Genomic DNA, 25,484 nt, shown 5'->3' with positions numbered 1-25,484 from the left:
AAAATCTTTAACATTTAAAGTATATATAGCAGAAATGTTGAATAGCGTAATAAAACTTTACATATTGAAATAAACTTAGCCTATAAGTGCTATTTTTCATCTTATCCAAATAAGTTTTCTAAACCAATGAACATAACTTATTTCCTGACACATATAGGACTGAATATAACGGAGTTTATCTAATAAAGTTCTGCCAAATTCTTGCGGTATTTCTATTAGTTGCAATATCAAATAAGCGATTAAACAGCACATTATTTGAATTCTAATTCCATTCTCATTCTTTGTCATAAGTCTATCTAACTTGAGGTGCATTTTTAAGAATTTCCATAGCAATTCAATTTGCCATCTTTGTATGTAAATTTCCATAATCTCTTGATTACTAACTTGCTCTTCTCCTTCATTTAATAAGTTTGTTGCTAAACGAAATTCACTCTTAGTTTCTATATCACAAAATGCTACTACTCTAATTTCCACTTCTCTTTCATCTTTGCCAACTTTACAATTACCATTTTCTAGCATTTCTAAAGTGACATTATTTTTAATTCTTAAGACAAAAGCTTTATTTTTTTGTTGTTTTAATTCAGATATTCTTTCGGAGGATGCAAATCCTCTATCCATTATCCCTACTCATGCATGACGGGATTGCTTCTACTGTTTCTTGTCCATATTTATGGTCATGTCCTTGTCCAAAATGAATCACCATTCCACCAACTTCTGATGTCAAACTATCTAACCCACAAAATAGTTTTACTTGATGATATCCTTGACTCCATAATATTTTATTTCAATATGTAAAGTTTTATTACGCTATTCAACATTTCTGAATAAAAGGCATTATAAAAAATTCATTGTAAACAGTAATAGCAACTGCTAAATATAATATCCGTTCTGGTTCTTGTTCTTGTAAAGCCAGACGATAAATTATAAATTGTCCTAATGCAGCATAAAGTTCCGTAATTTTTGAAGCATTAAGAAAACTTTTGATTTCTATGGCTATTTTTTGTCCTTCTTTTTCGGCTGCAATAACCTTTTCTGCTCCTAAATCAATATATAATTCTAATGTTCCCGCTTGCAATGGATAAGGAGCATGACTAATAAACCAGCCCTCTTTTTCTAGTGCTGTTTTGACAATATTATGAAAAGCATCTTTAGCTGGCACGGTGTTAATTCCAAAGTTGTAACTTGGTTTCACTATGTTACTTGTATATTAACATTTTTATGAAACAAAAATAATTTACTAAAGCAGTTAGAATTATGAGAATATGTCATAAAGATTTATAAATGTTAACGATTCACAAAATAAATATATAATTTGACGTATTTTTTATTACAGAATTACCCTAAATAAAATTCCAAAACATCTACCAATAGGGTATTGTCAAAGGAGCTAAATTTTAGTTTGCTATTAATTTTGTTAGTCGTTATATTACTTACAATTAGTTTGCAAAAAACACATTAAAAAAACACCAATCTCATGCACATACCCGATGGATTTATTTCTGTGCCAGTTGCAGCCGCTACCAGTTTAGCCAGTGCAGCCGCTTTATTTGTGGCTTTTGAGCGATCGCAAACAGCCTTTGGCATTCGTCGCGCCCCCATTCTCGGCTTAACCACAGCCTTTATTTTCGCCGCCCAAATGATTAATTTTCCTGTAGCGGGGGGGACCAGCGGCCACCTATTAGGAGGAGCTTTAGCTGCCATTATTTTAGGTAGTCCTTGGGCGGGAATGCTATGTATTGCCACAGTTTTAATTATTCAAGCTGTGCTATTTGCTGATGGTGGTATCACCGCCTTGGGTGCAAATATTTTAAACATGGGAGTAATCGGCGTGTGGGTAGCGTGGGGATTAACCCAAACCTTACAACGACTATTGGGCGGTTCTCAAAGGCGTTTACCCCTAGCAGCAGGAATAGCAGCAGGAGTGAGCGTAGTTGTCGCCGCTGTAGCTTGTGCCATTCAATTAGCCCTGTCTGGAACAGCACCAGCCAACATAGTTTTACCCACCATGGCAGGTGTACATATTTTGATTGGTATTGGAGAAGGATTAATTACCGGGGGTGTATTAACCTATTTAGCCACAGCCCGTCCAGATTTGTTACCAGGTGAAGAACACAAAGTTAGAGGCTGGTTAGTTCCCGTTGTCAGTATTTTGCTAATTTCAGGTGTGTTGTCTCTATTTGCTTCTGCTTGGCCAGATGGTTTAGAAAAAGTAGCAGAAAACGTGGGTTTTATCAACTTAGCTGAAAATGTGCGGGTAATTGTACCAACACCTTTGGCTGACTATGAGATTAAAGGTTTAGGACAAATTGGGACAAGTATTGCTGGTTTAGTGGGTTCTACAGCTTGCTTTGCTGTGGCTTTTGGAATTGCCAAAGTGATAAAACCGAATAATGCTTAAAATTTCCTTACCATTACGCTTGCAGTTATCCCTGATCATTGTGATTGGGGCAGCTTTTTTAAAACATCATACTTGGTCTAATTTACTAGTATATGGGGCGATCGCCCTTATTTGGGTTTGTATCTTACAAGTACCCATTCGCAAATTAGGCGGATTAATCGGTGCAGAATTAATTTTTCTATCATTGATGGCTTTACCATTGGGATGGGAACGAGCTAGTTTTTTGCTTGTGCGTTCCCTAATTTGTTTAATTACGATGAATAGTTTCTTATTAACCTTACCCCCCCACAGTTTGGGTATCGCCCTCAAAAGCTTACCAATACCTGCACCATTAAAGGAAAACCTGATCTTAGCCGCGCAATATTTAGAAATATTACTTTTAGAAGTAACGCAAATGCAGCGCAGCGCCCAATTACGTGGTTTAAATGGTGCAGCAGGGTGGCTACGCTATGCCAGTGCTTCAATGATTGGGGCGTTGTATCTCCGCACCTTAGACAGAGCCGAAAGAGTTTATGCTGCTATGGTAGCCCGTGGATATAACGGACAATTACCCATAGATTCCCCCCTCAAACCAAAAGAACGTTTTATCTTGTTAATAGCTGGGGTGACAGCTACTTGTTTAACCCTAAGTTCCTACCTTACTGTTATTTGAGTGGTGAATCTTGACATCATTAACTTCTAATCCCCAAATTTCCCTTTCTCAACCGCATACAAATGTCGTTGAAGTCCAAAATCTGGTATATGCCTATTCGCACCAGCAACCCGTGCTACAAGAAATTTCTTTTAGCCTACAAACAGGCGATCGCGTCGCTTTAATGGGTGCTACAGGCTCAGGAAAAAGCACCTTACTAGAAAACCTCATTGGCTTAAAACATCCTCAAAACGGCAAAATCTGGATTAACGGTATCCCCTTATTACCAGATACTTTGCCAGAAGTACGGCAACAAATTGGTTTTACGTTCCAAGATGCTAACGACCAATTATTTATGCCCACAATCCTCGAAGATGTTACTTTCGGACCTCTTAATTATGGTGTCTCATCTATAGCCGCTAAAGATAAAGCCCATCAACTATTAGCGGACTTTGGATTAGAGTCCTACGCCCATCGTTCCGCCCATGAACTTTCTGGAGGACAAAGACGTTTAGCCGCCTTAGCCGCAATTTTAGCCCTAGATCCTGCCATTCTCATCTTAGACGAACCCACCAACGGACTTGATCCAGCATGGCGACGACATTTAGCCCAAGTATTATTAAAATTGCCTGTTAAAGTCATGTTAATAGCTTCCCATGATCTCCAATGGCTAGGAAGAGTCACCCAACGGGCTTTAGTCCTCTCTACTGGTAAAATCCAAATAGACAGCGACATCCAACCACTGTTGCAAGATGGCAAAACCTTAGATAAATTAGGGTTGCCAGTAGATTGGTAAACTGTGCAACACAGAAATTCGTAATTGCGAATTAATGATCATAAGACCTCGCGGTAAGTGGGAAACGAGCGCGTCTTTAGACCTGAGAGGGAAACGAAACGGCACGAGGGATTTTAATCCCTGTGGTATGTTAGAATTAAATTGTGAGTAAGAACAAAAAACATCTACGTGTTGAAGCATCCTAGTACGGAGAAATTCCGGCTCCTATGAAACAACGGTTAGGTTTAAGTCCTAACGGCAGTATTGACTTGAAAGAGCGAGTAATGGCAGGTTGTGGAGCGTACCGCGTCTTGGCTTAGTGATGGATTCTAAAAACACTGAAAACCATAAAAGTAAGCGCAATTTCGACACCTTGATTGGCAGTTGTTTTGAGCGTTTAGGCGGCGTTTGACGGTCGCAGCGAGATTAGATTGAGCTAAACTCTTAATTTAATTCTGTCAGTAGAATCTCAGTGGCTGTCTTCCCTGAGAGTGTCAATTGGCTTAATATTTAGGGAATTTTATTGCTCTTGGGATGTTAATGTTGTTTTCCCGTTATCCAGTTATTGCTCCTGTTAGCCTGAGCATTGCTTTGTTAATTACTAGTTGCAGTGAGACTAAAACCTCCCAATGTCAGCGATTAGTTACAGTTGTCAATCAGGGTACATCACTGATTGATATTAAAAAAGGTCAGCAAGCATCAACTAGCTTGCAATTATCCAAAGACTTGAAAAATGTCACCAAATCCATTCAGGAATTAAATTTAAAAGACCCCAAACTGCAAGAATTTGAAACCAGTTTTATCAAAATCTTTGATCATCTTAGTGAAGCCATAGCCAAGGCTTCTCAAGCTCTTGCAGATACTAAGAAAGCAGAAGCATCATCAGATGGTAGAGTAAAAGTTGAAAAAGCTAGAAGAGAAATTGATTCCGCACTGACAACCGCAGCTAAAACTGCTGGTAAGGAATCAGATGCTTTAGGCGTTCAATTAAATAAATATTGTAGCCAAGCAGAAGCAGCTAAGAATTAAAAATTGAGAATTAAAAATTAAAAATTCAAGAGTTAGATTCTTCACTCTTCTTTTTTTAATTTTTAATCTTGCTAAGACCTACAGACTGTACAAATTAATCATCCAGACAAATTTATCCGCATTACGAAAAGCATTAATATATTGTAGTGTGTTTTTGTATAATATTTAGGCACTTACTGTTGAAGTAAATGTATGGTAAGCTAGATCGAAAATGAGAATTTAAAAAGAAATGCTAAGTTAATTTAAATATCTAAACACATAAATAAATTTGTATATAGTATAGTAGAATGTAACAGATACGTAAATAACTAAACCCATTAAGTCATGGACATAAGTTTAGAAGGTAGAATTAACAACACTCCTTTAGCTGAGAATAAATGTTTATTGCCATTGTTTGAGTGTGTAGTAAATTCAATTCATTCTATTGAGGATTCAAAAATCAATAATGGATATATTGACATTATTCTTTTAAGGGAAGGTAATCAAACAGAACTCATAGAAGATGGAAATTTATCTCCAATACAAGGTTTTGTTGTTTTAGATAACGGAGTAGGATTTAATTATATTAACTATACGTCTTTTTGTACTTCAGACAGTACATATAAAAAAAGCAGAGGCTCAAAAGGAGTTGGTAGATTTTTATGGCTTAAAGCTTTTACAGAAATACTGATTGAAAGTGTTTTTGAAGAAGAAAATAATTTTTACAAACGTAATATAGAATTTAGCCTTTTTTGCAAAGGAGTTCAAGAAAATTCTAACCAGAAAATAGAATTAAATAATAAACAAGAATTTTATACAAAAGTTGAACTTAAAAATTTCTTAAATCCATATAAAGTAAAATGCCCTCAAAAATGTGAAACTATAGGCAAGCAAATTCTAGAACACTGTATTTCATACTTTATTTTAGAAACACCACCCAAAATTAGAGTAGTTGATGGAAAAAAAGAATTCAACATTAATACATACTTTAATGAAAATTTAGAATCATTCTCGGATAATGATGTAATTAAAATAAAAGAATATACTTTTAATCTTAAAGGAATTAAATATTACAACTCATCCGATTCAAGCCATAAACTTTTTTATTGCGCTAATCATAGAACCGTTATTTCTGAAAATTTACACAACTATATCCCTAATTTAATTGAAAAAAGAAAAATTCGTGACAGAGAAGGAAGGCCTTTTACCTATCTGGCTTTTGTTTCTAGTGACTGTTTAGATCAATATGTTAATCAAGAAAGAACTAATTTTAACCTAATTCATAATCATGAGGGTTTTACAGAAGATATTGGACTTATTTCTTATAAAGAAATACAAAATGAATTAATTTCTGTAATATCTAATAATCTTTCTCCATTTTTACAAGGATTACAGGAAGAGAAACAGAAAGAAATACAAAAATACATTATAGAAGAAGCTGTAGAATATCGTCCGTTACTAAAATATGCTACAGATAAATTAGAGTCTATAAAACCTGGACTTCCTCCAGAAAAACTAGAAATAGAACTTCATAAAATAATGTCGAGCTATGAACTATCCCTGAAAGAAACGGGAGTAAGAATATTGAAAACTCCCCTAGAACACTTTGAGAGATTTCCTGAGTATAGCAAAGAATATTATAATTTTCTTGAACAGTATAATGATCTAGGGATGTCTAAGTTAGCAAAATATGTTATTCATAGAAAAATCATAATCAGTCTGTTTGAAAAAAATCTAATTCTTGATTCAGATGGAAGATATAGTCTTGAAAAAGATATACATGAAATAATTTTTCCAATGAGAACATCTTCTGATGAAATTAATGTTTTTGAGAAACAAAATCTCTGGATAATAGATGAAAGATTGTCTTATCATGAATATCTTTCCTCTGATCAATCCTTAAAAAGACTAGAAAGTTTAGATTCAGAAAGTAATGATAGACCAGACCTTTTAGTTTTCAACCATCCTATTGCTTTTGTACCAGATGAAGAACAGCCTTATTCTTCCGTCGTAGTAATAGAATTTAAACGCCCAATGAGAGAGGGATATTCTGCATCAGAAAATCCTATTGCTCAAGTTTATTCTTATATACGCCAGGTTAGATCAGGCAAACACAAGAATAAAGATGGTAGATTAATATCTCTTCGTGAAGATACACCTTTCTATGCCTATATTATTTGTGATTTAACAGAAGAAATACAAACTTTTGCTGTTAATTCTTCTCTGACTCCAACACCAGACCTTCAAGGTTTTTTTGGTTTTAACCCTGGATTAAAAACCTATATTGAAATATTATCATTTAACAAACTTGTTAAAGATGCAAAACAAAGGAATAATATTTTATTTAAAAAATTAGGCATATAATCTAGGAATATCGTAATAATTATCTTTCCAGATTGTGTTTATTAATTTCCACAATTATCACAATGTCCACAACGCCAATTAGTCGTTGTTTCAAACCCAAAAGCATTTAATAAAAACTGCCAACGACATTTTTTAGTAGTAAGATATTCACTCATTTGTTTAGCAGCTTGTAATTGTGTTTTTGCTGGTTTTCCTGACGGCAAAGACATAGAATAGTGAAAAGGATCAAGCCATTCCAATTGTCCATTACTATGCAGAAGAGAAAGTGCCACAGCACTATTGGGAAATTCTTTAATTACAGTATTTATTTCTCCTTGGGTTGGTAATTGTTTCGCTAATTGTTGGGCTTTTTGTTGTTGCAATTTCATTTGTGCTGCAAAAAATTTCTGTCTTTGCTTATCCTCAGCATCTAAAAATCCCGTTGGTTCACTTACTAAAGTTAAAACATCAGCACGTTTTCCATCTCTTCCCGCCCTGCCTATTTCTTGCACATATTCAGATAATAAATGTGGCGCATGAAAATGAACTACCCAGCGCACATCTGACTTGTTTATCCCCATGCCAAAAGCACAAGTACACACCACAAAAAGGATTTTTCCACCTAACCAACTTGCTTCAATATTCCGGCGTTCTGTTGGACTTAATCCTGCATGATAACTAGCAGTATGAAAGCCATTTTCTGTTAACCATTCCGTTAAATTTTCACTATCTCTTCGAGTCCGTACATAAATTAAACCAACTTGATTTGGTCGTTTTTGAATAAATTTTAATAATTGTTGTTTTCTCCCTTTAGGAGTCCAAGCAATTCGGACAATAGGATTTAAATTTTCCCGATAGGGATTAATCCGAAAAATCTCAGGTTTGTCTAATTTTAAAACTGTAGAAATAATCTTTTGGGCTAAAGGATCAGCCGTTGCCGTAAAAGCTGCTATACTAATTTTTGTTCCCGGTGGTTTTGACTTTAGTAACGCTTCACGCACAGCCCCTAAACGCCGATAAGCTGGACGAAAACTATCACCCCACTGCACTAAACAATGGGCTTCATCCAGAATTAAACCATTAATTTGCAGTTGAGGATTACACAACTTTTGCCACACTGCTGGACTAAGTAAGGTTTCTGGTGATAAATATAATAATCTTAATTGCTGTTTTTCTAAAGCTTGCAAAGTTGCCTGGCGTTGAGATGGAGTTAATTCACTGTGTAAAAGTGCTGCTTTTTGTGATAGTTGCCGTAATTCCTCAACTTGGTTTTCCATTAATGCCACCAAAGGAGAAACTATTAAAGTTAATCCTGTTTGTAGTAGGGCAGGAAGTTGAAAACAAATTGACTTCCCCCCACCTGTGGGCATAATAATTAGTGAATCTTTTTGTGATATTAAACAGTTAACAATTTCTTTTTGGGGGGGACGAAAATCGTCATATCCCCAAATCGCCTTTAATGCTGCGCGAACATCTTGCCAAGATTGTGTTACTGGGAGATTCATTTTTTTACCACAAAAGCGCAAAAAAGAATAAATGGGAAAATAAGGAAAATATTTATCTTTACTCTTCCCACTGACAACTGACAACTGTACGGGCGAAGCATTTGGAGAACTATTTTTGGCAATGACCGATAATTTATCTTCCAAATGCTTCGCCCCTACTGACTACTGACAACTGTACGGGCGAAGCATTTAGAGAACTATTTTTGGCAATGACCGATAATTTATCTTCCAAATGCTTCGCCCCTACTGACTACTGACCAATTAGTTCTTGATCATTCCATTCCAAAGTATCACCAATGCTTTCTCCATTATGGTAAGCAGCTAGTAATACTTCACAGGTTTTACCATAGGATATCGCACCAGTGGCATCAAGAGCGATCGCTCCAAAATCCCGATTATTCCTCTTAGCTTCCGTAAATGATCGCTGCATAGCCTCCTGTAGTGACATTCCATCAGTAACACGCACCACAACCTTAGCGGCTAAACACTCATCAATAATATCTTCCCCAATGCCCGTACAACTAACTGCTGCATGACTAGTTGCATAATTACCCGCTGGCATCGCCGAATCACTGACTCGCCCAATGCGTTCAAAGCCTTTACCACCTGTGGAAGTACCAGCAGCTAATTTACCATAGCCATCTAAAGCCACAACACCAATAGTCCCCCTACCAGCACTTTCCGCCATTTCTGGTTCTGCTACTACCCCAGCCATGGTTCTTTTAAAGTTATCCTGGCGTTCTAGAGTCCACTCTTTCAAGCGCAAATCAGTTAAACCATTATAAATAGGCAGTTGTAACTCCCGCGCCAACTCAGCCGCACCATAATCGGATAAAACCCGATCATCAGCATCTTGTAAAAACAGCGCCATTTCAATCGGATTCTTCACCCGTGACACATTAATTACACCACTGAACCTGCCAGTCGTTCCATCCATAATGGAAGCACTCATGCGGATTTGTCCATCAGATTGCAGTACAGAACCAGTACCAGCATTAAACCGGGGTTCATCTTCCAACATCTGACAACCCCGAACTACAGCCTCAGTCGCACTTGCACCCGTCAGCAAAAGAGCATAGACTTCCGCAACAATCTGAGAAAGAGAATTGCGGACTGCGATTAATCCCCCCTTACCTTGGAGAGAACTACCAGCACCACCATGAATAATTAATTTAGGTTGTATTTGTAATGTCATTTATTTTGTCATTTATTTTGTCAGTAGGGGCGAAGCATTTGGAAGATAAATTATCGGTCATTGCCAAAAATAGTTCTCCACATGCTTCGCCCGTACAGTTGTCAGTTGTCAGTAGGGGCGAAGCATTTGGAAGATAATTATCGGTCATTGCCAAAAATAGTTCTCCAAATGCTTCGCCCGTACAGTTGTCAGTTGTTAATTTTTTGCGTGAGAACGACGACGACGACAACGTTCTGAGCAATATTTCACTTCATCCCAGCAATCTTGCCATTTTTTCCGCCAAGCAAACGGACGTTGACAGACTACACAGATTTTTTCTGGTAAATCAGATTTAGAACGAACACGCCCCATCATAATCAATACAAACTTCAAACCATTCTTGAAGATAAGCAATAGTAGTTTTAATTAGTGAATAAAGTCTATCATCTTCTCTCAAATTTTGGATAAGTTGCCCCAAAGATATCATTTGTTGTTTAGCATCTTTAATTTTTTTTGCTGCCAATTATAAGTTATAGTAATATATATGAAGATGCCTGGTATACATTCCTAATGGATTTTAGCTTTGGTATCTATTAATAATTGATAGATGTTACCCTAAATTGGATATTTATAAAGCATTAGTTAGTCATGTTCTATTTACTCTGGTAAAAACCGAACCAGAGTGGTTGCACAAACAAACCATTGGTAGTCTAAATTGGCTGTCGAAAGCCAGTTATTATCCTTCTACTAAATGGTTAAATAGCCTATTTCAGCAATATCTGTGTCTAAATGATCCGCGATTAGAACAAACAATACTGGGAATGAAATTTCCCAATCCTTTGGGGTTAGCGGCTGGATTTGATAAAGACGGTATTGCTGCTAATATTTGGCATAATTTTGGTTTTGGGTTGGCTGAATTGGGTACTGTTACTTATCATCCACAACCAGGAAATCCTCCTCCCCGTTTATTTCGTTTGCCTTTAGATCAAGCGGCACTTAACCGGATGGGTTTTAATAATGCTGGTGCTGTCGCAATGGCCGCAAGATTAACAGAGGCAAAACAACATTTAATTTACCCAATCCCAATACCGATAGGAATAAACTTAGGTAAGTCTAAGATAACATCCTTGGAACTAGCAGCGCAGGATTATCTAGAGAGTTTTCGATTACTGAAGGATTTGGGTGATTATTTTGTAGTTAATGTTTCCTCTCCCAATACACCGGGATTGCGATCGCTCCAGGATGCTATCATGCTCAGTCAAATCTTAGATATGCTACAGCAGGAAAACACTGCACAGAAACCCATATTTGTGAAGATAGCCCCCGATTTAGAATGGGAAGCAATATCTGACATTATTGCTCTGGTTAAAACCTACCGAATTGCTGGTTTAATCGCCACCAACACCACGATTAGCCGGGAAGGACTCAAAACCCAAATTATTGAAAAAACTGGTAAATCCCCCCAAGAGGAAGCGGGAGGAATTAGCGGAAAACCAGTGAGAGATCGCTCCACAGAAGTAATTCGCTTCATTTACCAACAAACCCAAGGGCAAATGCCTATCATTGGTGTAGGTGGTATATTTACCGCTGAAGATGCTTGGGAAAAAATCACAGCCGGTGCTTGTCTTATTCAAACTTATACAGGCTGGATCTATGAAGGACCAATGATGGTACGCCGGATCATGTCCGGTTTATTAACCAAGCTAGAAGAAAATGGACTAACATCCATCTGTCAAGCGATTGGGATTGGTCAGTAGGGGCGAAGCATTTGGAAGATAAATTATCGGTCATTGCCAAAAATAGTTATCCAAATGCTTCGCCCGTACAGTAGTTAGTTGTTAGTAGGGGCGAAGCATTTGGAAGATAAATTATCGGTCATTGCCAAAAATAGTTATCCAAATGCTTCGCCCGTACAGTTGTCAGTGGTAAAACTGCTCCCTGCCTCCTGCCTCCTATTCTTCGATGGGGAAAAACTCCTTAGACCTACGAGAATAGGACCAAGCAATACCATCAGGATCACGGCTACGACACCACTGGGCAAAATCTGGGTCATTGCGTCGCTTGTAAACCGTGCTGGAATAGACATTTAGCCGTTTAGCTAATTCAGATTGAATCAGTGAACCAAAAACTAACTGTTCTTCTAGAGGTTTTCTCACTTCCTCGTGGGTAGGAACAGATAAGGATTCAGATTGCGCTTCTCCCTCCGGGGAAATAGGTGGAGGTGGAGCTAAAAACGAACGGGCAATTTTAGTAACTGGTTGATCGGGAAGTTTTTCTACCAATTCACTACTATCAAGAATATCACCAAGAATACTGGCATTAATAAAGTAGTACGATTGATCCTCCTCATTTTCTGAATCTAGTACACTAGCACCAAATTCCTTAGCTTTGCCATCTAAATAGCGTTTTGCCGCCTCTGCCGAAAAATTACCCTTGATTGCCAAGTCCATGGGTGTAATTTTGCCATGATTTTCCTCAACCAATTCATAAAAGAGTGGGTTAACTTGGTTGCACCACTTTTCCCATCTAGATTGCTGCCAAAGGTTGAAAACCATTAATAGCGCTAAGATTACCAGTAAAACTTTCCAGGTATTAACCAGGAAAACAATCAAAAACGATATCGGCAAAATTAGAACGAGAAAACTTTTGCCTGGGCTTTCTATGGTTTTTTCACTCATACTGATTTTTGCCAAGTGAATTTTTACAAAATAATATCTCTATCTTGGCAAAAATTTGGCCATTTGTTTGTATCTTTCGGCAAAATTGTCGCTAATTATTCGGCAAAAGCTACTGATACAATAAAAAAGTAACCAATTATCTCAGTATATTTTTCAAGCCTTTGAGAAATTGGTGTGTAGTCAGATTAGGTTCACAAAGATTAAAATTAAGCGATGATATAGCGGTATGCACTGGAATGAGATTCTAATTTTCACCCCAGAGGCTTACACCGAAAGGATTGTACTCCTAATTGCTGACCGCTAAAAGCTCCTATAATCATCAATCACCAATTACCAAACAATGAAGATACCTGGATTTCCTGGTGACAGAGATAAAAAATCAACTTCAACCGGACGAAAATCCTATTTTTTGATTCCCCCATTAGCACTTTGGCATCCTTGGTGGCATCAATTTATGGATTGGATGGTAATATTTTTAACTGTCATGTTATGTTTACTAATGTTGCCAACTCGTCTCCCCGGAATGGAATTATTAGGCATTGGTCCTAATTGGCTACTCATTTGGGTAGTGGCTTGGAGTGTCAATCGCTCAGTATTTTCTGGTCTGCTGTCAGGGATCATTTTGGGGCTATTGCAAGACGCAATGACATCACCTGATCCAACTCATGCCTTGAGTTTGGGAATTGTGGGAATGTTAACAGCCCTGATGCAAAAACAGCGGTTTATTCAAGAAGACTTTATTTCCATTGCTTTAATTGTATTTGCGATGGCTGTAGTGGCAGACACTATTTTTGCTTTCCAGTTATCTTGGGCAGGAAATCGTCATGCAGCCAGTATTTGGACATATTACCAACGGGCTACCTTAGCTTCGGCAATTCTCAGTAGTTTGTGGGCGCCTGTGGTTTATTATCCTCTTAATCGCTGGTGGCAGCAGATGAAATTAATTCGTAATTCGTAAGTCAAATGGATAATTTTCCGGGAGTCTCTCCCAAATCTGCATCATTACCTCAAGATCCTCAACTTCTAACACAGCCTGTAGTCCCAGAAATAGTAGGTGATGACTTTGACTCTCGCATGATGGGAAGGTGTGTGGAATTAGCCCGGACTGCCTTAGGACGCACTTCACCAAATCCCTTGGTGGGGGCGGTGATTGTCCAAAATGGGGAGATTGTGGGAGAAGGATTTCATCCTTGTGCTGGTGAACCTCACGCCGAAGTTTTTGCCCTGAGAGCAGCGGGAGAACGGGCGCGAGGAAGCACTATTTATGTGAGTCTTGAACCTTGTAACCACTATGGACGCACTCCTCCCTGTTCCCAAGGGTTGATTAATGCGGGTGTGTCTAAGGTGGTAGTAGGGATGGTTGATCCTAATCCCTTGGTAGCAGGTGCTGGAATTGCGCGGTTACGGGCTGCTGGGATAGAAGTGATAGTTGGAGTAGAGGAGGCGGCTTGTCGGCGATTAAATGAAGGTTTTATTCATCGTATTCTCTATCAACGACCTTTAGGAATTTTGAAATATGCTATGACTTTAGATGGTAAAATCGCCACTACTGCAGGTCATAGTGCTTGGGTAACAAATCAAGATGCTCGCACTGAGGTTTATCAACTGCGAGCGGCTTGTGATGCGGTGATTGTTGGTGGGAATACGGTTAGAAAAGATAACCCTTATTTGACTAGCCATCAAGTTGAGGCTCATAATCCCCTGCGAGTGGTGATGAGTCGTAGTCTAAATTTACCAGAACAAGCTCGGCTATGGGATACTCAGGAAGCTCCAACTTTGGTTGTAACGGCAGTTGGTAGTTCACAGGCTTTTCAAAAAATGCTGCGCGACAAAGGGGTGGAAGTGGTGGAATTTAGCTCACTCACCCCAGAAGCAGTCATGAGTCATTTATATGAGCGCGGGTTTTGTAGCGTGCTATGGGAATGTGGTGGTATTTTAGCAGCTAGTGCGATCGCTCAAGGCTCTGTCCAAAAAATTATGGCATTTATCGCCCCCAAAATTATTGGTGGAGATCATGCTCCTACACCTGTGGGAGAATTAGGTTTGACAAATATGACTGAAGCGTTACTTTTAGAGCGCGTCAGTTGGCGTGTTGTTGGTAATGATTGCTTGGTGGAAGGTTATTTACCACCCAAAATAAAATAAATAGCACAGATACTCAGCTATGATTCTTGGCGTTCATAAGCTAAATCACGAATCAGAGTTAGCCGAGATTGAATGTAATCACAGAGAAAATCAATTTCATGGGCATCTAAAAAGGCTTGATTCGTGATTTGTTTAACTAACCACTGTACCAAACTAGTATCATCAAGCTGCAAAAGCGTTACTGTGTGAGTGGCTTCAACGATAGACCAAAACTGACGCATGATTGTTGGACTCATTCGGCCTCTATTTAATCATTAATTTAGTTATTTTCAGATTATACAGTTCTGATATTAATTAACTGCCTAAATCTACAACTAGATATAACTATTATTAAAAATTTAATAAATGGGCAAATATTTTGCTGAAAATGAAGAAATGTCAAGTTATATGAATTAACTTAATTTTACTTAACTAAGATCACAATTGGTAATTGGTAAAAGTTCTTTTTTGTTGTCTTTTACTCTTTTCACAAAAAGAAGGGAACAGGGAACAGGGAACAGGGAACAGGGAACAGGGAACAGGGAACAGGGAACAGGGAACAGGGAAAAATTAGAGTTTGAGCGGTTTTGGCTGGGAGATTAAAGTTTATTAACTTCCAATTTCAGATTTTTTGTATTAAAGTAAATGTAACCAGGTTATCTATATTTTTACAAGATGACAAAGTAATGGTTCAACCTGATAACATAAGGAATGCAGTTGCGGAAAACCCCCCAACGTTTCATTCTATTGATCTAAATAGTATAAATCAATATTGCCAAAACAATCCTGTTGGCAAAATGTTACCTGATGCTTTTTACATTCATATTTTAGCCTTACATACTCTTGACCCTTGGCTTCAGGAATATGAAAACCGCGCCCGTACTTGTAGTGAGCGAACTTGTACTGAGCGTAGTCGAAGTAGTCGAACTAGTGCCTTACTTAAAGTTCAGTCTGCAACTTTAGTTAAATTTAGCACGAATAAACCCAAGATTTCCTATCTATTCTATCCTGATTTTGATACTGATCCTCATCCGGCTTTACAAGCTAGTATTCAGGTTGACGTAGAAACTCTAGAAGTTGGTTATCGGGATTACAGCGATTCGGAAAATCCCCCCATTCTGCACCGCAAAGAAACTTTTGTAACTCCAGAATATCCCCTCTATGAAGAGTTTGCAGCTTTAACTCGCGCTCAAGTCGCTTTAGGTTTACTTAATCATACTAGGGGAATTGGTACTAAGTTGGGTTGGGAACAACGGCTACAAGTTTTTGGGGTGGAGGTACAAGGACATAGCTTGATTAAACGCGAAAGCAGTTCTACAATTACAAATATATTTCCCAAAATAGAACGCCACAAAGCCGCTATTATTCGTCCTGATTTATCCCGTCCTGTGCGTTTAGCCTTGGAATCGAGCTTATTTAGTCCAGAAACTACCTTTTTTGATTATGGTTGTGGACATGGTGGAGACGTTACCCGCATTGCTGAACAGGGTTATACAAGTTATGGCTGGGACCCTTATTATTCTGCACATACACCGAGAATCGCTGCGGATATTGTGAATATTGGTTTTGTGATTAATGTCATTGAGCATCAAAGCGAGCGCCGGGAAGCTTTAATTCAAGCTTGGGAACTGACTCAAAAGGTGCTGTTAGTAGCCGCCCAAGTATTGATATCTGATATTAAGCGGGGTGTAATTGCTTATGGCGATGGCATCATCACTAACCGTAACACATTTCAGAAATATTATGAACAAGAAGAATTAAAAATTTACATTGACCAAGTATTAGGAGTTGACGCAATTCCTGTGGCTTTGGGGGTTTATTTTGTGTTTCGAGATGATGCTGAAGCGGAGTTATTTCGCGCTTCTCGGTTTCGTTCCCGGGCGACTACTCCCAGAATCCGTCTTTGTGTAAAACGGTTTGAGGAACATCAGGAATTATTAACGCCGTTGATGAATTTTCTGACGGAACGGGGAAGAATGCCTATCAAGGGAGAATTACCTCAAGCAGCGGAAATTGCTGAGGAATTTGGGAGTTTACGCCGGGCTTTTAATGTCATTATACAGGCAACTGACACAGAAGAATGGCAAGCGATCGCTGACAAACGCCGTCAAGATTTGATGGTTTATTTAGCGCTGTGCAATTTTAGCCGTCGTCCCCGATTAGGACAATTATCCCCAGCAGTCCAAGAGGACATAATTGGTTTATATAGTAGTTATAAACAAGCTTGTTTAGATGCTGACCAAATGTTACGCAGCTTGGGAAATACAGAACTCATTATTAAACGCTGTCAAGAAAGCAAGGTTGGTAAAAAATTACCTAATTCCCTTTGGGTGCATATTTCCACACTACAAGCAGTTGACCCTTTATTACGCCTTTATGAAGGTTGCGCTAGTCGGACTCTGGGAAGATTAGAAGAAGCAAATGTGATTAAATTCCATCTGAAAACACCGAAGATTTCTTATTTATTTTATCCTGATTTTGATATTAATCCTCATCCCATTTTATCAAAAGTGATGACAATTGATTTGCGAGATTTGCACGTTACTTATCAGGATTATGATTTAGAAGATGATCCACCAATCTTACACCAAATAGATGCTTTAGTTACTTCTGATTATCCCCAATATGAGAAATTTGCTAAGTTAACTCGTCAAGAAGAAGATAGAGGACTTTTAGATAATTGGCACAGTATTAGTCATGTTTCTGGCTGGAAAAAATGCTTACAAGAAAATTGTACTGTTATTGATGGTTATAGGTTATTTTGGGCTAAAGATGCAGATGCTTATAAGTTGAAAGCACTTAAAGCAGCTTTGAGAACTCGACAAAGAAGGAAGAATATTTCTAACGAGTCACAGAGACACGGAGAGGAGGAATAGAGAGGTTTTTTTAAGTTTGTTTTGCTAGTTTTATCCAGTTTTCGATTCCCTTTTTTGTGGGGATTCCTGAGTTATTGAATGTCCAAATATCTCGTTTGTGTTGTTGTCCATAACTAATGTGAATTGGTTGGTGGGGACTGTAGAAATACAGGGAATCAAAGGGTAGTTTTGTTTGTAATATCCATTCTACTAGTTCTGTGCTGGGTAAGTCTGTAATTAGAAAATCACAAGCCGCACCTAATCTTTTACAGTAGTATGTACCATTTTTGTTGATTTCATGGCTAATATGTTGGTCGAGATTGGGGGCTACACGTCCATTTTTTTGACCTGTAACTAGGTCTTTTTTCTCAAGATACTTTTTTAGGTCTGGAGAACAAAAACCGTAGGTAAGTTGAAATTTTTCTCTACTAAAATAATCTATAATTGGGTCAATGATAAATTTATTTAAATCCTGTAATGCGGGAATTACTTCTGGTAGATTTTGTGGATATGGATTGATATTTTGGGCATATTTATGATAGGTTTGTGTGCAGGTACAAAATTCTTCTAAGGTTAGATATTTTCCTAATTTTAAATTGTGAGTATTCATAAATACTGGATAGCAATGAGATTGGTGATTTCATTGTAGCATTTGCTAAAGTTCTGGTTCATTAATTGCCCAGAAGTTAAAAATGTGAATAAATTTATGTTTAGTTTAAATAAACAACAGGATTAATCAAGATTTAATTATATTTTAAATTTTGTCCGACTACTTACCAAGGTCTAGAAAAGTATGAATGTTCAAGAACTTTTAGCTAGATACGCGACAGGAGAAAGAAGCTTTACCTGTATTGCTTTACCAGGAGCAAATTTGCAAGGAGTCAATTTGGGTGGGGTGGACTTCGGTAGAGCAGATTTAAGAGGAGCAAATCTGACAGCAGCTTCTTTGAGTGGAGCTAATTTGAGTAAAGCGAATCTTCAAGGAGCAACATTAGCAAGAGCGCATTTATCCGAAGTTATTCTCTGTGGTGCTGATTTAACTCAAGCTACATTAACAACTGCTCATTTAAATGAATCAGATCTCAGTGGTGCATTGTTAAGTGGTGCTAACTTGTGTGATGCTAATTTACACATGGCATCAATTTCCGCCGCAAACTTACAAGGTGCAAATCTCAGTGGTGCAAAAATGGGAGGTGTGAGAATGTGGAAAGCAGATTTACAAGGTGCAGACTTGAGTGGTGCTGATTTAAGCGAGGCTAATTTGTGCGAAGTAAATTTAACTGGAGCTAATTTAGATGATACAGATATGAGTGAAACTTTCTTAACTGGGGCAATTATGCCTGATGGTAGCATTCATAGTTGATGTTTCGCATTACTGATGCTGATCATTTAGCTTTTAGATAAGTAGGTCGGCGGAAAAGTTTATAACTATGTAACGAAAAGTTAAGAAGAAGTATGTTCGTTAAATTTAATACGTTCTGTACTGTATTGTCCTTTTTCTCCCCTGGCTTTAACCCCATTCATTACGGCATAAGCAAGGTCTAACTCGTCCTCAAACATTTGTCCCGATAGTTCATCTTTTTTGAGATGCTGCCATTCCAATTCAATTGGATTCATTTCCGAGCAATATTTGGGCAGAAAGAAGATATATAAGTTCTGACTCTCCCATTTTGACCATAACTGTTGCACTTCCTTACATCGGTGTATTGGACCGTTATCCTGCACTATCACTCTTATTCGTCCGTTTTTTTCGGCTTCTTGCGCTTCTTGTTCCATCATTTGGATATAAGATTTGCGATTAACACCACCAATAACTAAACCGTAAACAAAGCTAACCTCATGTTGAATCAGCCCAATAATGCTTAATCTCCGTCCACGACGCTTTGTTTGTTCTAAATGTTTTTGCTCACCTCGCTGATAATATGTATAACTTGGTTCGCTCCACATACAGAACCCTGATTCATCCAAATATTTCAAGTCTATTTCTCCAGCCGCCGCAGATAGTGTCAACATCTCTAAGTCTGCTTGCTTAATTTCTCTGTTTTTGGGGTCTTGTTTTCCTTTGTGACTCTTTCTAGCTCGTTTCCAAATGACCCCCTTTTTTTGAGTACCCGTCTTAATCTGTCGGGACTCAATTGAATTTGGCGTTCGCTTTCTAATTTTTGAGCTAATTGAACACTGTTATATGTTCGTGGTTCTTTTTTTAGGCATTCTTCCAAAAATACTATGTCTTCTTCACCATACTTTGGTTTACACCCTCGACCAGGTAGTTCCCAAAGTCCTTCTATACCCTGTTTTTCCCATTTATGTAAGATTTCTCTGATTGTTTGAGGAGTCCAGTCAAAATGAGCAGCTATTTTTTCTACATACCAACCATGTGAATTTAACCTAATTACCTCGGCTTTATCTTTGACTTTTTGCGGCAAATCCCTTGTTCTTAGGTTCAACAGGGTTTTATCTTGCTCACGAGTTAAAAATACCCTTAAACGAGCACCCATATTTTAATCACCTCACTAGATTTATTTTCCGTATTTACTTATCTTTACATAGTTTGGTTTCTTTGCGCCGACTTACTTAACTACTGGCATAAAAATTAACATTTACTCTCAGTGCCTCTGCGCCTTTGCGTGTTAGCGAAGCGGGGCGAAGTCCGACAAATTCTTCTTCTTCACCACCAAGTCCAGAAAAACAAAATAAATCTATCATTGGTATGATTTATAATATACTAGACTTTGTTATACACTGAAAAAAAATTAATGTATACCAGTGAATTAGCTAAATATTCTGTGAGAACGGACATTGGACAAACCAACCGTATCCTGATAGTGGAAGACGAAGAACTGATTCGGGAAATGTTAGTTGTGGCCTTGGAAGGGGAAGGCTATGAAGTAATTACCGCTAGTGATGGCCGAGCAGCGATAGAATATCTGAAAAGTTGTGAAGATAATTCTGAAGAACTGCCTTTAGACTTGGTGCTATTAGATTTGATGTTACCGCAAATTAATGGCCTAGACATTTGCCGTTTTTTACGTCATCAAGGCAACTCAGTGCCAATTTTAATGTTGAGTGCTAAAGGTAGTGAAACTGACCGAGTCCTGGGCTTAGAAGTGGGTGCTGATGACTATTTGACAAAACCATTTAGTATGCGAGAATTGGTGGCGCGGTGTCGGGCGTTACTTCGTCGTCAACGTTTAATTTCATTGCCACAAGTTACTGTCCTCAAGCACAAAGATATAACTTTAAATGCTCAAGAGTGTCGGGTTATAGTCCGTGGAGAAGAGGCAAGTTTGTCTCCCAAGGAGTTCCGACTGTTAGAATTATTTATGAGTTATACCCGTCGGGTATGGTCACGAGAGCAATTATTAGATCAAGTATGGGGTCCAGATTTTGTGGGGGATAGCAAAACTGTGGATGTTCATATCCGCTGGTTACGGGAAAAGTTGGAGGAAGATCCTAGTCATCCAGAATATATTGTAACTGTGAGGGGTTTTGGTTACAGATTTGGGTGATTGGTGAAGATAGTTGTTAATTTTGAGTAATAACACACCAACTAACGACTTCCATGTTTTTTCTGGGATTTTCGCTGGGTTTAGCTGTCGGCCTGGGTTTTTGGGTTTGGCAACAGGTTCATCTGCACTGGTATTTAGAACAATTACTACAATCGCCAAGTTCTAATTTCCATAAAATTACCAATATTAAACTGCTGCTAAGACCTCGCTTACGGCAGGAAATCTCTATGGTGAATAGACAGCAACAAAATTTGCAGCAATCATTGTCCATGTATAAGGAATTACTGGATTTTGCTCCGCTGGGATATTTGCAGGTAGACGAGGAAAATCAATTGTTGTGGTGCAATCAACAAGCGCGGGAAATCTTATATCTTCAAAGATGGCAACCTGGACAGGTGCGTTTGTTGCTAGAGTTGGTGAGGTCTTATGAATTAGATCAGTTAATTGAACAAACTCGTGATTGGCAAAAACCCCAGGTGCAGCAATGGGTTTTTCATCCCGCTTGTGAAGATGCTAAGATGATGACAGAATTAAAGCCCATGTTTCTGCGGGCTTCTAGCTTGCCATTACCAACGGGACAGGTGGGAGTATTTTTGGAAAATTGCCAATCTGTGCTAGATATGAAGCAAGAACGCGATCGCTCTTTTTCCGATTTAGCCCATGAACTCCGCACCCCCTTGACGGCAATTCGTCTCGTGGTGGAAACTCTGCAAACCCGTTTAGAACCACCTTTAGACCGTTGGGTTAATAGGCTGATGCAAGAAGTTGACCGACTGATTAATTTAGTCCAAAGTTGGTTGGAGTTGACGCAAATGCAAAACAATCCCACCATGCAGTTAAATTTGGAAATGGTGGAAATGCGATCGCTCATCATTTCCGCATGGGAAACCCTAGAACCAATTGCCCAGCGTCATTCTCTCAGTATTAACTATTCTGGACTAGACAGCATCTGCATTCAGGCAGATAAATCTCGACTTTATCAAGTATTCGTCAACTTGCTAGATAATAGCATCAAATATAGTCCAGCCACCACAACTATTGACATTGAGACTAAAATAATTTCTACTGATAACGGTCAAATGTTGGAAATAAATATTATTGATTTCGGTGTTGGCTTTGCTGTTGACGACTTACCTCATGTATTTGAAAGGTTTTATCGCGGAGATAAAGCCCGGTATCGTTCACCAGTAAATGAAGTAAATTCGACAACTGGAATTGCTGGTAGCGGTTTAGGTTTAGCCATTGTCCAGCAAATAGTCATGGCTCACGGTGGTGTAATTAAAGCCATGAACCATCCAGAAACAGGTGGTGCTTGGATACAAATTCAATTTTCTCAAGTTATGACAAATTTACCTAGTAGTTTGTCAAGATAAAAATGATGGACTGTAGTGTGAGCGTCTCGCTCACGCGGGCAAGATGCCCGCACTACCAAAAACCCGTCAAAATGTCTTTGACAGACTACTAGTAGTCTGTCAATCCAAAAATGACGGACTGTAGTGTGAGCGTCTCGCTCACGCGGGCAAGATGCCCGCACTACCAAAAACCCGTCAAAATGTCTTTGACAGACTACTAGTCAAGACTATAGTTAAGAAAATATATACACTTTTAATATAACCACTGTGAAAACTGTATTTGATCCTCCCAATCACGAAATACTACCAATAGAACGCTCTATTAGGCGTTTAGAACGGGATTTATTACGTATGGGGGCTTTAGTAGAACAATCATTTCGGCTGAGTCACCAAGCCCTATTTGCCGGGGACTTAATCGCAGCGGAACAAATACCCCGGTTAGATAAAAAAATTGATCGCTTTTATCGGCAAATAGAATCAGACTGCACAACTATTATCATTCGTCAAGTACCCACAGAAAGAGATTTGCGCTGTATAAGTGCTTTTATGCAATTGGTGCGTGACTTAGAACGAATTGGGGATTATGCCGAAGAGTTAGGGGAAATTGCCATTAAACTCTTCCCTTATCCTCAGCATAGTTCCTTACCAGAAATTGCAATTATGTCCCAGCACGCCCAAGCAATGTTAGCAACTTGTTTAGTCGCATTGGCAGACCTAGACGAAACCAGTGGACAAAGAATGAAGCAGTTAGATGATGCTGTAGATAATGCTTATGAGCATCTTTATCAAACCTTTGCCCAACAGGAAAATATTTCTGGCGTAATTGAGCCAATTCTCTTGTTAACTTTAGCAATTCGTTGTTTAGAACGCATGGCAGATCACGCAACTAATATTGCTCAACGAGTTACATATATTGTTACAGGTCAGCGATCGTAAATTGGATATTGATCCCCATCAATACATACCATAGACAGGGTATAATCTCAAATTTATCAAATAATAAATAAATCATAACCTTGTATAAAAATTTTGATATTTAGTTGTTTTAATTGCCATTAATGATGTAGAATCACTATAGAACATTTATGTATAAGTTCCCTTGGGACTTTACCATAGACTGGATTCATTATAGGTGTGAGAGAGATTGAAATTTATGAAAAAAGCTTTTTGGAATATCCTCAAGGTTAGCCCCGTCCTAGCTTTGACCTTACTAACTGGTAACAGTGCATTTGCTGGTGAAGCTAACGAAAAAGTGACAAGTGTTGCTGAATTATCCCAAGAGTCCAACAGCTTGGGTCAAATAACATCCGTTTCTCAGTTTTCCGACGTACAACCCACAGATTGGGCGTTTCAAGCTTTACAATCTTTATTTGAACGTTATAGCTGTGGAGTTAGTGGTTATAGTAATGGTACTTTCCGTGGTAATCGCGCCTTGAGTCGTTATGAATTTGCGGCTGGTTTAAATTCCTGCTTAGACCGCGTTAATGAACTCATTGCTACCGCAACTGCTGACATGGTAACCAAGCAAGATTTAGCTACCTTACAGCGCTTGCAAGAAGAATATTCCACTGAACTAGCAACTATTCGCGGTCAAGTAGATGCTTTAGAAGCTCGTACTGGCGAATTAGAAGCTAATCAGTTCTCCACCACCACCAAGTTGTCTGGTGAAGCAATTTTCAGCGTATCCCAAGCTTTTGGGGATAAAGTAGCATTTGCGGATAAGACAACTGCCAATGCTAATACTACTAGAAACGTTAAATTAGACAGCAAGGCAACTTTCTCTGACCGGGTGCGGTTGACTTTAAACAGCAGTTTCACAGGAACAGACCAGTTGCAAACCCGCTTGAATGCTGGGAACATAGTTAACAATGGTTCTGCTGGTGCGCCTGGTGCTGGTGCTGGTACTGCTACTGGTACTGGTACTAGTATGACCCGTTTGGGCTACGATACCAGTGGTGGCACTAACAGCATCACTATTGATAAACTCAACTACGCCTTCAACTTGAGCAAAGCAATCCGTGTCAAGATTGATGCTACTGGCGCTGAGTTGAACGAGAACGTCAATGTTTTCAACCCTGACTTTAGAAGTAGTGGTTCAGGTTCTTTATCTCGTTATGGACGTTTCAGCCCTATTTATCGTCAAGCAAATGATGGCGCAGGTATCACTGTTAATGTGACTCCTAATGATAAATTAGCATTGAGTGGAGCTTATTTTGCAACAGGTAGAGATAATAATGCAAATGATCCATCCCCAGGAAAAGGACTATTTGCTGGTAACAATACCATCTTTGGTCAGTTAGCTTTGAAGCCTACTAAAGCCATCAACCTTGGTCTAACCTACGCCCACTCATATCAAAATAACGCTTTTAACCTCTTCGGAAGTACAGGTAGTGCTGTTGCTAATAATCCTTTTAGCATTATTGGTGTTACTGCTACTGCAATTGAAGCTAACCACTATGGTGTACAAGTTAGCTTGCAACCTAGTGCTAAAATCACATTAGGCGGTTCAGCAGGTTATACAACAGCTAGTACATTAAAAGCTAGTGCTTCAGCAAGCACTGAGACACGGTACTGGGCTACTACATTAGGTATTAAAGACTTCCTTAAAGAAGGTAACACCTTGGGTTTGATCTTCGGTCAATCACCTAAAATCTCTGAAGCTACAGTAAGTGGGAAATCAGTTCTCAGCACTCTAAAAACTACAGGTAGAGAATCAAGCAGTTCTTATCATGCAGAAGGTCTTTACAAGATAAAGCTTTCTGATAATATCCTTGTTACTCCTGGTGTGTTGGTAATCTTCAATCCTGAGCATAACGACAAGAATAGCACCGAGTACGTTGGTACTTTACGGACTACCTTCACTTTCTAGAATCAACTGAGATTAGTAGTTGGGATTTAGCGAGTTTAGTCGCATGGTTAGGGGTTTAGCAGTGCTAAACCCCTACACTTATTTGTGAAATATCTCTCGTTCCCATACAGAGTATGGGAATGAATTCTATAAGGCTCTGCCTTTAATAATACAATTAGGCAGAGCCTACATCATGGCATTCCCAGTCAGAGACTGGGAACGAGATAACCTCTTAGCTTTACGCGAAACATAATTCATATTAAATTAATAATAAGGATATAAAA

The 25,484-nt window shown here is 38.5% G+C and carries 28 protein-coding genes; 16 read left to right on the top strand and 12 right to left on the bottom strand.

Annotated features, from left to right (window positions below; all coding sequences use genetic code 11):
- Window positions 1-96: 96 nt before the first annotated feature.
- Both BMF77_RS23835 and BMF77_RS23830 read right to left on the bottom strand, forming a co-directional pair.
- The gene (locus BMF77_RS23835) at window positions 97-618 is read right to left on the bottom strand and encodes a transposase (RefSeq protein ID WP_210422257.1); all 522 of its coding nucleotides are present in this window, start codon (window positions 616-618) and stop codon (window positions 97-99) included.
- A gap of 193 nt (window positions 619-811) precedes the next feature.
- Window positions 812-1,159, bottom strand: a complete 348-nt coding sequence (locus BMF77_RS23830) for a XisH family protein (RefSeq protein WP_148766351.1) — start codon at window positions 1,157-1,159, stop codon at window positions 812-814.
- A 315-nt stretch (window positions 1,160-1,474) separates the two neighbouring features.
- On the opposite strand from BMF77_RS23830, the gene BMF77_RS23825 reads away from it, so the two are divergent.
- From BMF77_RS23825 to BMF77_RS23805, 5 genes are all read left to right on the top strand, one after another.
- Window positions 1,475-2,398, top strand: coding sequence for an energy-coupling factor ABC transporter permease (locus BMF77_RS23825; RefSeq protein WP_015080576.1), 924 nt, complete (start codon window positions 1,475-1,477; stop codon window positions 2,396-2,398).
- On the top strand, window positions 2,391-3,050 hold the full coding sequence (locus BMF77_RS23820) for an energy-coupling factor transporter transmembrane protein EcfT (RefSeq protein WP_148766349.1): 660 nt from the start codon (window positions 2,391-2,393) through the stop codon (window positions 3,048-3,050). Before BMF77_RS23825 ends, BMF77_RS23820 begins: the two co-directional genes overlap by 8 nt.
- Before the next feature lie 10 nt (window positions 3,051-3,060).
- Window positions 3,061-3,825 (top strand): energy-coupling factor ABC transporter ATP-binding protein, encoded by a 765-nt coding sequence (locus tag BMF77_RS23815; RefSeq protein ID WP_148766347.1) that lies wholly within the window; start codon window positions 3,061-3,063, stop codon window positions 3,823-3,825.
- A gap of 513 nt (window positions 3,826-4,338) precedes the next feature.
- Window positions 4,339-4,833: a hypothetical protein gene (locus BMF77_RS23810; RefSeq protein ID WP_015080579.1), complete on the top strand. Its 495-nt coding sequence runs from the start codon at window positions 4,339-4,341 to the stop codon at window positions 4,831-4,833.
- Between the two features lie 324 nt (window positions 4,834-5,157).
- Window positions 5,158-7,176: a hypothetical protein gene (locus BMF77_RS23805; protein WP_148766345.1), complete on the top strand. Its 2,019-nt coding sequence runs from the start codon at window positions 5,158-5,160 to the stop codon at window positions 7,174-7,176.
- A gap of 41 nt (window positions 7,177-7,217) precedes the next feature.
- On the opposite strand, the gene BMF77_RS23800 is transcribed toward BMF77_RS23805, so the two are convergent.
- Together BMF77_RS23800 and BMF77_RS23795 are read right to left on the bottom strand one after the other, a co-directional pair.
- Entirely contained in the window at window positions 7,218-8,660 is a 1,443-nt protein-coding gene (locus tag BMF77_RS23800; RefSeq protein ID WP_148767204.1) for an ATP-dependent DNA helicase RecQ, read from the bottom strand.
- Between the two features lie 250 nt (window positions 8,661-8,910).
- The gene (locus BMF77_RS23795) at window positions 8,911-9,855 is read right to left on the bottom strand and encodes an isoaspartyl peptidase/L-asparaginase (protein ID WP_148766343.1); all 945 of its coding nucleotides are present in this window, start codon (window positions 9,853-9,855) and stop codon (window positions 8,911-8,913) included.
- Between BMF77_RS23795 and BMF77_RS27020 the strand changes: the two genes are divergently transcribed.
- Together BMF77_RS27020 and BMF77_RS28295 are read left to right on the top strand one after the other, a co-directional pair.
- Entirely contained in the window at window positions 9,849-9,992 is a 144-nt protein-coding gene (locus BMF77_RS27020; protein WP_246863017.1) for a hypothetical protein, read from the top strand. The genes BMF77_RS23795 and BMF77_RS27020 overlap by 7 nt on opposite strands.
- Complete coding sequence (locus BMF77_RS28295) at window positions 9,937-10,092, top strand: hypothetical protein (RefSeq protein WP_246863016.1); 156 nt, start codon at window positions 9,937-9,939, stop codon at window positions 10,090-10,092. Before BMF77_RS27020 ends, BMF77_RS28295 begins: the two co-directional genes overlap by 56 nt.
- Here BMF77_RS28295 and BMF77_RS23790 read toward each other — a convergent pair.
- Both BMF77_RS23790 and BMF77_RS27485 read right to left on the bottom strand, forming a co-directional pair.
- The gene (locus BMF77_RS23790; protein WP_015080582.1) at window positions 10,051-10,206 is read right to left on the bottom strand and encodes a DUF2256 domain-containing protein; all 156 of its coding nucleotides are present in this window, start codon (window positions 10,204-10,206) and stop codon (window positions 10,051-10,053) included. The two genes, BMF77_RS28295 and BMF77_RS23790, sit on opposite strands and share 42 nt — an antisense overlap.
- Window positions 10,187-10,357, bottom strand: coding sequence for a hypothetical protein (locus BMF77_RS27485; RefSeq protein WP_210422377.1), 171 nt, complete (start codon window positions 10,355-10,357; stop codon window positions 10,187-10,189). The genes BMF77_RS23790 and BMF77_RS27485 overlap by 20 nt, the downstream gene beginning before the upstream one ends.
- Window positions 10,358-10,454: 97 nt before the next feature.
- On the opposite strand from BMF77_RS27485, the gene BMF77_RS23785 reads away from it, so the two are divergent.
- Window positions 10,455-11,591 (top strand): quinone-dependent dihydroorotate dehydrogenase, encoded by a 1,137-nt coding sequence (locus BMF77_RS23785; protein WP_148766341.1) that lies wholly within the window; start codon window positions 10,455-10,457, stop codon window positions 11,589-11,591.
- 195 nt (window positions 11,592-11,786) lie between these two features.
- Here BMF77_RS23785 and BMF77_RS23780 read toward each other — a convergent pair whose 3' ends face one another.
- A complete protein-coding gene (locus BMF77_RS23780) occupies window positions 11,787-12,512 on the bottom strand; it encodes a hypothetical protein (protein WP_148766339.1) in 726 nt (241 codons plus the stop codon).
- Between the two features lie 340 nt (window positions 12,513-12,852).
- On the opposite strand from BMF77_RS23780, the gene mreD reads away from it, so the two are divergent.
- A complete protein-coding gene (gene mreD, locus BMF77_RS23775; RefSeq protein ID WP_148766337.1) occupies window positions 12,853-13,470 on the top strand; it encodes a rod shape-determining protein MreD in 618 nt (205 codons plus the stop codon).
- A 5-nt stretch (window positions 13,471-13,475) separates the two neighbouring features.
- Window positions 13,476-14,657 carry a bifunctional diaminohydroxyphosphoribosylaminopyrimidine deaminase/5-amino-6-(5-phosphoribosylamino)uracil reductase RibD gene (gene ribD, locus BMF77_RS23770; RefSeq protein ID WP_148766335.1) on the top strand — a complete coding sequence of 394 codons (1,182 nt, stop codon included), beginning with the start codon at window positions 13,476-13,478 and terminating at the stop codon, window positions 14,655-14,657.
- Between the two features lie 17 nt (window positions 14,658-14,674).
- Here ribD and BMF77_RS23765 read toward each other — a convergent pair whose 3' ends face one another.
- Window positions 14,675-14,893, bottom strand: a complete 219-nt coding sequence (locus tag BMF77_RS23765; RefSeq protein ID WP_015080587.1) for a hypothetical protein — start codon at window positions 14,891-14,893, stop codon at window positions 14,675-14,677.
- 429 nt (window positions 14,894-15,322) lie between these two features.
- Here BMF77_RS23765 and BMF77_RS23760 point away from each other — a divergent pair, with 429 nt between their 5' ends.
- Window positions 15,323-17,512 carry a DNA phosphorothioation-associated putative methyltransferase gene (locus tag BMF77_RS23760; protein WP_246863015.1) on the top strand — a complete coding sequence of 730 codons (2,190 nt, stop codon included), beginning with the start codon at window positions 15,323-15,325 and terminating at the stop codon, window positions 17,510-17,512.
- A gap of 10 nt (window positions 17,513-17,522) precedes the next feature.
- On the opposite strand, the gene BMF77_RS23755 is transcribed toward BMF77_RS23760, so the two are convergent.
- Window positions 17,523-18,101 carry a hypothetical protein gene (locus tag BMF77_RS23755; RefSeq protein WP_148766331.1) on the bottom strand — a complete coding sequence of 193 codons (579 nt, stop codon included), beginning with the start codon at window positions 18,099-18,101 and terminating at the stop codon, window positions 17,523-17,525.
- Window positions 18,102-18,284: 183 nt separating this feature from the next.
- Here BMF77_RS23755 and BMF77_RS23750 point away from each other — a divergent pair, with 183 nt between their 5' ends.
- On the top strand, window positions 18,285-18,854 hold the full coding sequence (locus BMF77_RS23750; RefSeq protein WP_148766329.1) for a pentapeptide repeat-containing protein: 570 nt from the start codon (window positions 18,285-18,287) through the stop codon (window positions 18,852-18,854).
- Between the two features lie 80 nt (window positions 18,855-18,934).
- Here BMF77_RS23750 and BMF77_RS28290 read toward each other — a convergent pair whose 3' ends face one another.
- From BMF77_RS28290 to BMF77_RS28800, 3 genes are all read right to left on the bottom strand, one after another.
- Entirely contained in the window at window positions 18,935-19,612 is a 678-nt protein-coding gene (locus BMF77_RS28290) for an IS630 family transposase (protein ID WP_246863152.1), read from the bottom strand.
- Window positions 19,507-19,989, bottom strand: coding sequence for a helix-turn-helix domain-containing protein (locus tag BMF77_RS28285; protein WP_246862970.1), 483 nt, complete (start codon window positions 19,987-19,989; stop codon window positions 19,507-19,509). The genes BMF77_RS28290 and BMF77_RS28285 overlap by 106 nt, the downstream gene beginning before the upstream one ends.
- A gap of 76 nt (window positions 19,990-20,065) precedes the next feature.
- Window positions 20,066-20,197 carry a hypothetical protein gene (locus tag BMF77_RS28800; RefSeq protein WP_256370326.1) on the bottom strand — a complete coding sequence of 44 codons (132 nt, stop codon included), beginning with the start codon at window positions 20,195-20,197 and terminating at the stop codon, window positions 20,066-20,068.
- A gap of 50 nt (window positions 20,198-20,247) precedes the next feature.
- On the opposite strand from BMF77_RS28800, the gene BMF77_RS23740 reads away from it, so the two are divergent.
- The 4 genes from BMF77_RS23740 to BMF77_RS23725 all read left to right on the top strand — a co-directional run bounded on the left by BMF77_RS23740 (window position 20,248) and on the right by BMF77_RS23725 (window position 25,221).
- Window positions 20,248-21,000, top strand: coding sequence for a winged helix-turn-helix domain-containing protein (locus tag BMF77_RS23740; protein ID WP_148766327.1), 753 nt, complete (start codon window positions 20,248-20,250; stop codon window positions 20,998-21,000).
- A gap of 53 nt (window positions 21,001-21,053) precedes the next feature.
- On the top strand, window positions 21,054-22,373 hold the full coding sequence (locus BMF77_RS23735; RefSeq protein WP_148766325.1) for a PAS domain-containing sensor histidine kinase: 1,320 nt from the start codon (window positions 21,054-21,056) through the stop codon (window positions 22,371-22,373).
- A 246-nt stretch (window positions 22,374-22,619) separates the two neighbouring features.
- The gene (gene phoU, locus BMF77_RS23730; RefSeq protein ID WP_015080593.1) at window positions 22,620-23,288 is read left to right on the top strand and encodes a phosphate signaling complex protein PhoU; all 669 of its coding nucleotides are present in this window, start codon (window positions 22,620-22,622) and stop codon (window positions 23,286-23,288) included.
- Window positions 23,289-23,505: 217 nt separating this feature from the next.
- Window positions 23,506-25,221 carry an iron uptake porin gene (locus BMF77_RS23725; RefSeq protein WP_148766323.1) on the top strand — a complete coding sequence of 572 codons (1,716 nt, stop codon included), beginning with the start codon at window positions 23,506-23,508 and terminating at the stop codon, window positions 25,219-25,221.
- The last annotated feature ends 263 nt before the right edge of the window (window positions 25,222-25,484 follow it).

Origin of the sequence: Dolichospermum sp. UHCC 0315A (assembly GCF_008121535.1) — a bacterium.
GTDB classification, from domain to species: Bacteria; Cyanobacteriota; Cyanobacteriia; order Cyanobacteriales; family Nostocaceae; genus Dolichospermum; species Dolichospermum lemmermannii.
The sequence above is the reverse complement of the archived record's forward strand: the minus strand, read 5'-3'. Positions and strand labels throughout refer to the sequence as shown.